Below are 10,640 nucleotides of genomic sequence, written 5' to 3'. Positions count from 1 at the left end.
GCACAGGCCACCAAGTGGGGCGGCCAGGCCAACGCCTCGTACGACTCCTGCTACCACTCCGCGTGCGACACCACCGCCAACATCAGCGCCACGGTCCTGGACCGCAGCGCCGACGGTGTCGCCTACACCATCTGGAAGACCGCGGTCGGCGGCACCACCCCCGGCCCGGACTTCTCGATCTCGGTCGCGCCCGGCGCGGGTAACGTCCCCTCCACCGGCGGCACCGTCTCCACGACGGTGAACACCTCCACCGTGAGCGGCGCGGCGCAGACCGTGGCGCTCAGCTCCAGTGGCGCGCCGAACGGGGTCGGGGTGACCTTCAACCCGACGTCCGTCCAGTCCGGGGCGTCCTCGACCGCCACCATCACGGTCGCGGCCAACACCACTCCCGGCACCTACCAGATCTCCGTCATCGGCACCGGTTCGGTCACCCACACGACCACGTACACCCTGACCGTGGGCAACTCCAACCCGGGCAACGCGCTCCAGAACGGCGGCTTCGAGCAGGGCACCGCCAACTGGACGCAGAGCGCCAACGACATCACCAACAGCACCCAGGCCACCCCGCACAGCGGTGGCTGGTACGCCTGGATGATGGGTTACGGCAGCACCGCCACCGAAACCCTGAGCCAGTCCAACATCTCGGTCCCGGCCAACGGCCAACTCCGCGTGTGGGTCAAGATCACCACCGAGGAAGTCGGCAACACGGTCTACGACACACTCAACGTCCAGGTCAACGGCACGACCCTGGCCACCTACTCCAACGCCAACGCCACCGGCACCTACGTACAGAAGACCATCGACCTGAGCTCCTACGCGGGCCAGACGGTGACTCTCCAGTTCGCCGGCGCCGAGGACGAGTCCGCCACGACCACCTTCTTCGTGGACGACGTCAGCATCTCCTGACCCGTCCCCGATCGGGCGACCGACGATCGGCGCCCCGCTCCCGACGCATCGTCCGGGAGCGGGGCGCCTCGCCGTTCGGGCTCGGCACGGGTGCCGATCAGGGCCGGTCGTGCGCCCGCAGCCGGCGGCCGACCGTGCCCAACGCCTCGGCCAGGACCGCGAGTTGCTCGCGGTCCAGGACGTCGATCAATACTTCGCGAACCCGCTCGACATGCGCCGGGGCGGCGCCGCGCAACCGCTGCTCGCCCTGTTCGGTGAGCACCGCGTAGACGCCGCGCGGCTGTTCGGGGCACGCGCGTCGGCGCACCAGTCCCAGCTTCTCCAGTTGGGCGACCTGGTAGGTGATCCCGCTCTTGGACGTGATCAGTTCCTCGGCCAGTTCGGCCATCCGCAGTTCGCCGCCCGGCGCCGCGGACAGGTGCACGAGGATCTCGTACTGCGGATGCGAGAGACCGGCCTCGTCCTTGAGCTGTCGCTCCAGCGCTCGGTCCACGCGGTGGCCGGCCTCGACGAAGCTCTGCCACGCAGCCATCTCGAGGTCGTCCAGCCAACGCGGTTCGCTCATGCGCCCCAGCCTACTGAGCTTGTCGAAGCCGAAGTCGGCCTGTAGCGTCGAAGTAGTTCAAATTTGAACTGCCCTCGCATCGACAGGAGACACCCGCATGGCCTCCCCCGCCGAGACGACCCTCCGCAGCCCCGACCGGCCCACCGGCCCCGCGTCGCCGACCGCGCCCGGCCCGTCCCTGCACGGCTACGACCTGGGGCTGGCCCTGCTGCGAGTGGTGGTCGGCCTGACCATGGCCGCACACGGCAGCCAGAAGTTGTTCGGCTGGTTCGACGGCGCCGGCCTGGACGGCACCGGCCAGTTCTTCACCATGAGCGGCTACCCGTCCGGCAAGGCGATGGCCACGGTGGCCGGCCTGACCGAGACCTTCGGCGGCCTGGCCCTGTTGATCGGCCTGTGCACACCCCTGGCCGCCGCCGCGATCGTGGGCACCATGATCAACGCCGTCGCGGTCAAGTGGGACGGCGGCTTCTTCGCGCCCAACGGCGTGGAGTACGAACTGTTGCTGACCTCGGCCGCCGCCGCACTCGCGCTGACCGGCCCCGGTCGACTTGCCGTCGACCGCTTCCTGCCGGTCCTGCGGGCCCACCGCCTCGCCTACGGCATCGCCGCCGTCGCGATCGGAGTGGTCACCGCCGGCGTCATCCTGATGCTGCGCGACTGACCCGACCCGGGGTGCGCGCACCCCACCCCGCGGCGAACCGCCGCCGGCCCCGACCCGGACTCCCGGGCCGGGGCCGAGCCATGTGCGGCCCGTGCACCGCGAGCCGCCGGACCTCGGCGGCAATCAGCACTCCCGATCGACTCGAACGGGCTTGACTACATACCTAGGGGGGGTATGTTGTAACCGTACTCGCCGACCGGGCCACCTCCGGTGCGGCGAAACCGAGCATCAGGAGGCTTCGCCATGAGCACGTCCACTTCCGCCGTCGCCACCACCTACACCGTCACCGGCATGACCTGTGGCCACTGCGTCTCGTCGGTGCGGGCCCAAGTCGGCCTGCTCGACGGCGTCACCGACGTCGCGGTCGACCTCGCGAGCGGCCGGGTCACCGTGACCTCCGACACCGCCCTGGCCGAGACCGCCGTCGCGGCGGCGATCGACGAGGCCGGCTACGCGCTCGTCCCGACCCCGGTCGAGGCGCCGGCGGCGGGCGCGAGCTGCTGCGGCACCTGCCACTGACCACCTCGGGAGGGCGGCGGTCGGCCCCGACGCCCTCCCGGCGGCCCCACCGCCGGCCGACACCCCGACGCATCGATCACGGAGAGACCATGAACACGGCAGTCAAGGTCGGCGCGTTCGGCGCCGGCATCGTCCTGGCCTTCGGCGCCGCGTTCGGCGTGGGCCACGCGGTCGGCCCGGTCGGCTCCGACCCGGCGCCCGCACACGGCGGGCACGGCGGCGCCGCCGGCCCGTCGACCGGCACCGGCGCTCCCACCGGCCCGACCGGTGCCGTGCCCGCCGCCGCACCCGCCGCCGAGATGCCCGGTGGCCTACAGGTCGCCGAACGCGGCTACACCCTGGTACCGCCCGCCGAACCGCTGCCGGCCGGCACCTCGACCGAATTCCGCTTCCGCGTGCTCGGCCCGGACGGGCAACCATGGACCCGCTACGACCGTGCCCACGACAAGGACCTGCACCTGATCGTGGCCCGGCGCGACCTGTCCGGCTTCCAACACGTGCACCCCGTGCTCGGCGCGGACGGGACCTGGAGCGTGCCGCTGACCTTCGCGAACGCCGGCACCTACCGGATGTTCGCCGACTTCACCCCCACCGGCGACCCGGCCGGGCCGCTCACCCTCGGCGCCGACGTGATCGTCGCCGGCGCCTACGAACCGGCCGCGCTGCCGGCCCCGACCCGCACCGCGACCGTCGACGGCTACACCGTGACCCTGACCGGCGACCTGTCCGCGGCCCAGTCGGGCCTGCTGACCCTGAACGTGAGCCGGGACGGCCGCCCGGTCACCGACCTCCAGCCCTACCTCGGCGCGTACGGCCACCTGGTCGCACTCCGCCAGGGCGACCTCGGCTACCTGCACGTCCACCCGCAGGGCGCGCCCGGCGACGGCAAGACCCCCGCGGGACCCGGCATCGCCTTCCACGCCCAGGCGCCCAGCGCGGGCAACTACCGCCTGTACCTGGACTTCCGGCACGGCGACACGGTCCGCACCGCGGAGTTCACCGTCGCCGTCGGCGCCCCGAACACACCCGCGGCGCAGGCCGCCACACCGCCCGCCGGCACCCCGGAACACGGCGAGCACGGACACTAGCAACACCCGTCAAGATCGAAACAAAGGCCGACCGCTGTCCTCCCGATACCCCCCTAGGGTATAGTTCAATGTGATCGTGGGACGGCCACACCAGTACGAGCGAGATGCGAAGGAGCAGGCGATGGGTTCGACCACCGAGACCTCGGCGCCACCGAACAGCGGGGAGATCGAACTCTCGATCGGCGGCATGACCTGCGCCTCGTGCGCGATGCGCATCGAGAAGCGGCTCAACAAGCTCGACGGTGTGACCGCGACGGTCAACTACGCCACCGAGAAGGCCAAGGTCAGCTACACCGCCGACATCGCCCCCGCCGACCTGGTCGCCCAGGTCGAGGCCGCCGGCTACACCGCCGAGCTCCCCGCCCCGCCCGAGACCGCCGGAGCCGCCGGCGAGCCGGCGCCGGGCGCGGACGCGGACGGGGGTCGGGTGCGCGCTCTGCGCGACCGGCTGCTCATCTCGGCCGTGCTGACCGTGCCGGTGATCGCGATGGCGATGGTTCCCGCCCTTCAGTTCACCAACTGGCAGTGGCTCTCCCTCGCCCTGGCCTGGCCGGTCGTCGCGTACGGCGCCTGGCCGTTCCACAAGGCCGCGTGGACCAACCTGCGGCACGGCACCTCGACCATGGACACCCTCGTGTCGATGGGCACCCTCGCCGCGCTCGCCTGGTCCGTCTACGCACTCTTCTGGGGCTCCGCCGGCGAGCCCGGCATGACCCACGCGTTCTCCTTCGCCATCGAACGCGGCGACGGAGCGGGCAACATCTACCTCGAAGCCGCCGCCGGCGTGACCACCTTCATCCTGGCCGGCCGCTACTTCGAGGCCCGCGCCAAGCGCCGCTCCGGCGCCGCGCTCAAGGCCCTGCTCGAACTCGGCGCCCGCGACGTGGCGGTGCTGCGGGACGGTCGCGAGGAGCGCATCCCGGTCGAGCAGTTGGCCGTCGGGGACCTGTTCGTGGTCCGCCCCGGCGAGAAGATCGCCACCGACGGCGTGATCGAGCAGGGCACCTCCGCCGTGGACGCCTCGATGCTCACCGGCGAGTCGGTCCCCGTCGAGGTCGGCCCCGGCGACACCGTCACCGGCGCCACCGTCAACGCCGGCGGCCGACTGGTGGTCCGGGCCACCCGGATCGGCGCCGACACCCAGCTCGCCCGGATGGCCCGCCTGGTCGAGGACGCCCAGAACGGCAAGGCCCAGGTGCAGCGCCTGGCCGACAAGGTCTCCGGCATCTTCGTACCCATCGTGATCGCGCTGGCCGCCGCCACCCTCGGCTTCTGGTGGGGCACCGGACAGGGCATCGCCGGCGCGTTCACCGCCGCCGTCGCCGTGCTGATCATCGCCTGCCCGTGCGCCCTGGGCCTGGCCACGCCCACCGCGCTGATGGTCGGCACCGGGCGCGGCGCACAACTGGGCATCCTGATCAAGGGCCCCGAGGTGCTGGAATCCACCCGCCGCGTCGACACGATCGTCCTGGACAAGACCGGCACCGTCACCACCGGCCGGATGACCCTGCTCGACACCCACCTGGCCGTCGGCGAGGACGCGGACGAGGTGCTGCGGCTCGCGGGTGCCCTGGAGAACGCCTCCGAGCACCCGATCGCCCAGGCGATCGCCGCCGGCGCCGCCGAGCGGGTCGGCGACCTGCCCGACCCCGAGGACTTCGCCAACGTCGAGGGGCTCGGCGTGCAGGGCATCGTCGAGGGCCACGCCGTGCTGGTCGGCCGCACCCGGCTGCTGGCCGAATGGGCCCTGGAGTTGCCGGTCGAGCTGGAACGGGCGATGGCCGACGCCGAGGCCCTGGGGCGTACCGCCGTCGCGGTGGCCTGGGACGGCCGGGCCCGCGCCGTCCTGGTGGTCGCGGACGCGGTCAAGCCCACCTCCGCCGAGGCCATCCGGCGCTTCCGCGAGCTGGGGCTCACCCCGATCCTGCTCACCGGCGACAACGCCACGGTGGCACACACCGTCGCCGCGCAGGTCGGCATCGACCCGGAGCACGTGCACGCCGAGGTGATGCCCAAGGACAAGGTCGACGTGGTCACCCGGCTCCAGGCCGAGGGCCGGATCGTGGCGATGGTCGGCGACGGCGTCAACGACGCGGCGGCCCTGGCCACCGCCGATCTGGGCCTGGCCATGGGCACCGGCACCGACGTCGCGATCGAGGCGTCCGACCTGACCCTGGTCCGCGGCGACCTGCGCGCCGCCGCCGATGCTATCCGGCTGGCCCGCAAGACCCTGGGCACGATCAAGTCCAACCTGTTCTGGGCCTTCGCCTACAACGTCGCCGCCCTGCCGCTCGCCGCGGCCGGACTGCTCAACCCGATGCTCGCCGGCGCCGCGATGGCCTTCAGCTCGGTCTTCGTGATCAGCAACAGCCTGCGCCTGCGCGGCTTCAAGGCTCTCGCCGACGAAACCCACCCGACCACGACCGACCGGACCGACCCGGCCGTGCCCGCCCCGATCGCCGGCTGACCCGCCGCGCCCGACCACGATCGCCGAAGCCCGCTCGATGCCATCGCATCGAGCGGGCTTCGGCCGTTCGGGGGATCGCCCCGGCGGGTGTTCGCGACGCCGGGCGCGGATCGGGCTCAGGCCGGCGCCGGACCCACCGCCTGGATCACCGCGAACGCGCCGCCCTGCGGATCCTGGACCACGGCCATCCGGCCCGCCATCATGTCGAACGGCGGCTTGAGCACGTTGCCGCCGGCCTTGACCAGCGCGTCGACGGTGCTGTCCGTGTCGTCCACCGAGAAGTACGTCAGCCAGTGCGCGGGCGTGCCGGGCGGCAACTGGGTCAAATCCTGCATCCCGGCGACCACCCGGTCGCCCGCGCTCAGCGCGTAGTAGCCCTCGGCGCCCTCCATCGCCGCGGCCTCCAGACCCAGCGCGGTCGAGCAGAACGTGCTCGTGGCGGCGACGTCGCCGGTGTTCAGCTCGTTCCAGATCACCGCGCCGGGCTCGTTGACCACCTCCGAGCCACCGAAGTCCCGCGCCTGCCACAGACCGAACACCGCGCCCCCGGGCTCGGCGACCACACCCATCCGGCCGAGCGTCATCACATCCATCGCCGGCATGATCACCCGGCCGCCTGCCTTCTTGATCGCCTCCTGGGTGGCGTCCGCGTCGATGGCGGCCAGGTAGGTGGTCCACGCGGTCGGCGGCGGCGGCCCGCCGTCCGGGGACATCGCGGCCATGATGCCCGCGACGGCCTTCCCGTTCAGCGAGCAAACGGCGTAACCACCGGTCTCCGGCGGCCCGACCTCGCCCTGCCAGCCGAACAGGTCGCGGTAGAAGTCCAGGGCGGCCTGCTGGTCGGGAACCATCAGGTCGACCCAACACGGTGTGCCGGGCACGTAGGGGTTGGTGACCACGGGCATGACGAGAACCTCCAGAGAAGCCGACGAAGAACGACCCCCGTGTTCTTCATCGTCGACGCCCACCCGACCGCCCGCCACCCCGGTCACGTGCGGTGGTGCGCGGGCCCGGGGTCCGTCCGTCCGGCGTCGATCAGTGCGTCGCCGGCCGCGACAACGTGTCGACCAACGCGCGCTTGTCGATCTTGCCGATCGCGGTGAGCGGGAACTCGGTGACGACGGCGATGTGATCCGGCAGCTTGAACGCCGCGACGCCGCGTTCGATCAGGAAGGCGCGCAACTGCGCCGGCGTGGGCGCCTCGACGCCGCCCACCGGGATCACCACCGCACAGATGCGTTCGCCGCGGTCGGCGTCGGACAGCCCGATCGCGGCGCAGTGTTCGATGCTCGGGTGGGCTCGGACGTGGGTCTCGACCTCCTCGGCGGAGACGCTCTCGCCGTTGCGGTCGATGGTGTCCTTCACCCGCCCCTCGACCACCAGGTATCCGGAGGGCAGGCACCGGACCAGGTCGCCGGAGCAGTAGTACCCGTCGGCGGTGAAGGCCGTGGCGTTCACCTCGGGCGCCCGGTAGTAACCGCGCAGCGTGTACGGCCCGCGAACCAGGAGTTCGCCGATCTCGCCGGGGGCCACGTCGCGCCCTTCCGCGTCCACGACGCGCAGTTCGTCGTCGGGGCTCAGCGGTCGGCCCTGGGTGCCGGTGACGATCTCCTCGTCGTCGCCCGCGTGGGTGTAGTTGAGCAGGCCCTCGGCCATGCCGAAGACCTGTTGTACGGCGCAGCCCAGCCCCTCGGGCACCGTCCGGGCCACCTCGGCGGACAACTTCGAGCCGCCGGCCTGGAGCAGTCGCAGGCTGGACAGGTCGCTGTCGTCCCATTCGGCGGTGCCCAGCCACAGCGGGATCAGCGGCGGGACCAGCGCGGTGTGCGTGACCCCCTCGGCCTGGATCAGCGGGAACGCGGCGTCGGGTGCCGGTGACGGGCAGAGCACCACGGTGCCGCCCACGGACAACGTGCCGAGCAGACCCGGGCAGGCCAGCGGGAAGTTGTGCGCGACCGGCAGGCACGCGAGGTAGACGGTGTCCGCGTCGAGGTCGCAGGCGCGCGCGCTCTCCCGGGCGTTGTACCCGTAGTCGTCGTGCGTGCGCGGGATGAGTTTGGGCACGCCGGTGGTGCCGCCGGACACCAACAGCAGTGCCAGGTCGCCCGGATCGGGCTCGGCGTGCGGGCGCGGTTCGCCGTCGACGGTGTCCAGGGCCCGATGCGGTCCGGGGTCGCCGGCGACCAGGACGTGCCGCACCGAGGGCGCCTCGGCGAGCACTCGGGTCGCCAGGTCGCGGTAGTCGAAGCCGGCGAACTCGTCGGCCACCACGTAGGCGACGGCCTCGCTCAGCCGGGCCAGGTGGCCGATCTCGGTGATGCGGTGCGCGGGCAGCGTCAACACCGGGATCGCGCCGAGTCGGGCCAGGGCGAAGAACAACACCGGGAACGCGGCGACGTTGGGCAGTTGCACCACGACCCGGTCGCCGGCACGCAGCCCGAGATCGGCGAGCCCCCCGGCCATCCGGTCGACCCGGGCGTCGAGTTGACGATACGTCAGGCGCTGTTCGCCGGCCACGACCGCGAGGTCGTCGCCGTACGCGGCGGTCCAGTCGCGCAACAGCCCGCCCAGCGTGCGGCCGTCCCAGTATCCGGCCGCGCGGTAGGCGGCGGCCGTCTCTTCCGGCCACGGCGTCAGGCCCGAAGCACGGGGCGGCACCGGCGAGTTGGCTTGGCTCATCGGGTGGTCGACCTCCGGAACGATCACTGTTCGAGATGCGAGACTTTGGTTAGGCTAACCTGAATACGTCGCCGTGTCCTCGCCCACCGGGAACCTGAATTTCGCTTCGCTCGGTCTCTTGAACGCTGGCCCCTTCTTGAAAGCGAGAAGAGCTGTGACCTCCCCCTCGGTCTTCCACGAGCGGCCGGTGGCCTGCGCCGCCGACCCCGTCGCCGTCGCCGCCGCCCTCGCCGCCTCCACCACGGACGAGTTCGTCGTCTACGAGAACGAAGGCGAAGTCGGTTGGGGGGAGTCGCCGTACGCACTCGTGTCCGCGGGTGTCGGCGCGACCACGCTGACCGTGGCCGGCGCGACCCGCACCGTCGCCACCGGGGCGCGCCCACTGGACGCGGTGGCCCGCGCCCTGGCCGAGGTCGACGTCACGGGGTGGCGGGCGTACGGCTGGCTGGCCTTCGAGCTGAGCCACGCGTTGCACGGCGGCGGCCCGGCCCGGGCCGCCGGCACGGACGGTCCGCCGATCGCCCGGGTCGCCGTGCCGCGCCGGGAGATCCGGCTGACCGAGGGGGCGGCGCTGCTGCGCGCCCTGGACCCGGACGATCTCGACCACCTCGAAGTGCGGCTCGCCGCCGCCGTGTCGGCGGCCGAGGCGCCCGTGCGTGCGGCCCGGATCCGAGCCGATGTGCGCGATCACGGCGCCGACGACTATCGCGCGGCCGTCACCGCGTCGGTCGCCGCCATCCGGGCCGGGCAGTTGGACAAGGTCATCGTCTCCCGACGCGTGCCCGTTCCCGAGCCGATCGATCTGCCCGCCACCTATCTCGCCGGTCGTCGGGGCAACGACCCGGCCCGCTCGTTCCTGCTGAGGCTGGGCGGGTGGCAGGCGACCGGTTTCAGTCCGGAAATCGTCGCCCGGGTCACCCGGGACCGCACCGTGACCACCCAACCACTGGCGGGCACCCGGGCGTTCGCCGGCGACCCCACGGCGGACCGGTCCCGGCGCGAGGAGTTGTACCGCGACGCCAAGGAGGTCTTCGAGCACGCCATATCCGTGCGCCTGGCCCGCGAGGAGTTGGCCACGGTCTGCGCCGAAGGCAGCGTGCACATCGACGACTTCATGAGCGTCAAGGAACGCGGCAGCGTGCAACACCTGGCCTCGCGGTTGTCCGGCCGACTGGCCGAGGGGCGCACCGCGTGGGACGCGGTGGCCGCGCTCTTCCCCGCGGTCACCGCGTCCGGCATTCCCAAGGCCGAGGCATGCGGGCTGATCCACCGTCTGGAGAGCGGGCCCCGGGGCCTGTACAGCGGATCGGTGCTCACCGTCGACGCCGACGGCACCCTGGACGCGGCCCTGGTGCTGCGCAGCGTCTTCCGCCACGACGGGCACACCTGGCTGCGGGCCGGCGCGGGCGTCGTCGCGCACTCCACCCCCGAGCGCGAGTTGGAGGAGACCCGGGAGAAGTTGTACAGCGTCTCGCGCTTCCTCGTTCCCGAACACGTCGACCCGACCGGCGACACCGGGGACCCGCACCCCGCCGTGCTGACCGCCGGCTGACCACCGTTCCGGCCCGCCTCGACCGGGGCCCGGCGGGCCGGAACGGTACCCGGCGTCCGGCGGCGTCCCTACACCATTACGGCCTTCCCTTCATCACACTTGCATACCGCCGCCCCGCGGAAAGGGGTTTCGGTGGATCATGGGCGCAGTGCGGGTGGGAAGTTCCCACCCGCCGGGAGGGGAATCGTCGGCCCATCGGT

The 10,640-nt window shown here is 72.4% G+C and carries 8 protein-coding genes and 1 pseudogene; 6 read left to right on the top strand and 3 right to left on the bottom strand.

All coding sequences use genetic code 11. The annotated features are described in order from the left end of the window. Positions 1-906, top strand: a pseudogene (locus ACH4U8_RS30200) (peptidase M28); the annotation flags it as partial. Between the two features lie 97 nt (positions 907-1,003). Here ACH4U8_RS30200 and ACH4U8_RS30195 read toward each other — a convergent pair. Then, the gene (locus ACH4U8_RS30195; protein ID WP_360319721.1) at positions 1,004-1,471 is read right to left on the bottom strand and encodes a MarR family transcriptional regulator; all 468 of its coding nucleotides are present in this window, start codon (positions 1,469-1,471) and stop codon (positions 1,004-1,006) included. Positions 1,472-1,568: 97 nt separating this feature from the next. Here ACH4U8_RS30195 and ACH4U8_RS30190 point away from each other — a divergent pair, with 97 nt between their 5' ends. From ACH4U8_RS30190 to ACH4U8_RS30175, 4 genes are all read left to right on the top strand, one after another. After that, positions 1,569-2,135: a DoxX family protein gene (locus ACH4U8_RS30190; protein WP_395781484.1), complete on the top strand. Its 567-nt coding sequence runs from the start codon at positions 1,569-1,571 to the stop codon at positions 2,133-2,135. Between the two features lie 243 nt (positions 2,136-2,378). After that, complete coding sequence (locus ACH4U8_RS30185; protein ID WP_395781482.1) at positions 2,379-2,654, top strand: heavy-metal-associated domain-containing protein; 276 nt, start codon at positions 2,379-2,381, stop codon at positions 2,652-2,654. 89 nt (positions 2,655-2,743) lie between these two features. Continuing rightward, positions 2,744-3,742 carry a hypothetical protein gene (locus ACH4U8_RS30180; protein ID WP_360319727.1) on the top strand — a complete coding sequence of 333 codons (999 nt, stop codon included), beginning with the start codon at positions 2,744-2,746 and terminating at the stop codon, positions 3,740-3,742. 121 nt (positions 3,743-3,863) lie between these two features. Then, positions 3,864-6,209: a heavy metal translocating P-type ATPase gene (locus ACH4U8_RS30175; protein WP_395781480.1), complete on the top strand. Its 2,346-nt coding sequence runs from the start codon at positions 3,864-3,866 to the stop codon at positions 6,207-6,209. 116 nt (positions 6,210-6,325) lie between these two features. Here the strand turns inward: ACH4U8_RS30175 and ACH4U8_RS30170 are convergent, their stop codons facing one another. After that, complete coding sequence (locus tag ACH4U8_RS30170; RefSeq protein ID WP_395781478.1) at positions 6,326-7,114, bottom strand: VOC family protein; 789 nt, start codon at positions 7,112-7,114, stop codon at positions 6,326-6,328. 130 nt (positions 7,115-7,244) lie between these two features. Beyond that, on the bottom strand, positions 7,245-8,888 hold the full coding sequence (locus tag ACH4U8_RS30165; RefSeq protein ID WP_395781476.1) for a (2,3-dihydroxybenzoyl)adenylate synthase: 1,644 nt from the start codon (positions 8,886-8,888) through the stop codon (positions 7,245-7,247). Between the two features lie 154 nt (positions 8,889-9,042). Between ACH4U8_RS30165 and ACH4U8_RS30160 the strand changes: the two genes are divergently transcribed. Beyond that, positions 9,043-10,440, top strand: coding sequence for a salicylate synthase (locus tag ACH4U8_RS30160; protein ID WP_395781474.1), 1,398 nt, complete (start codon positions 9,043-9,045; stop codon positions 10,438-10,440). The last annotated feature ends 200 nt before the right edge of the window (positions 10,441-10,640 follow it).

The organism is Embleya sp. NPDC020886 (assembly GCF_044333915.1).
Lineage (GTDB): Bacteria > Actinomycetota > Actinomycetes > Streptomycetales > Streptomycetaceae > Embleya.
This window is presented reverse-complemented; position numbering and strand designations above follow the sequence as displayed.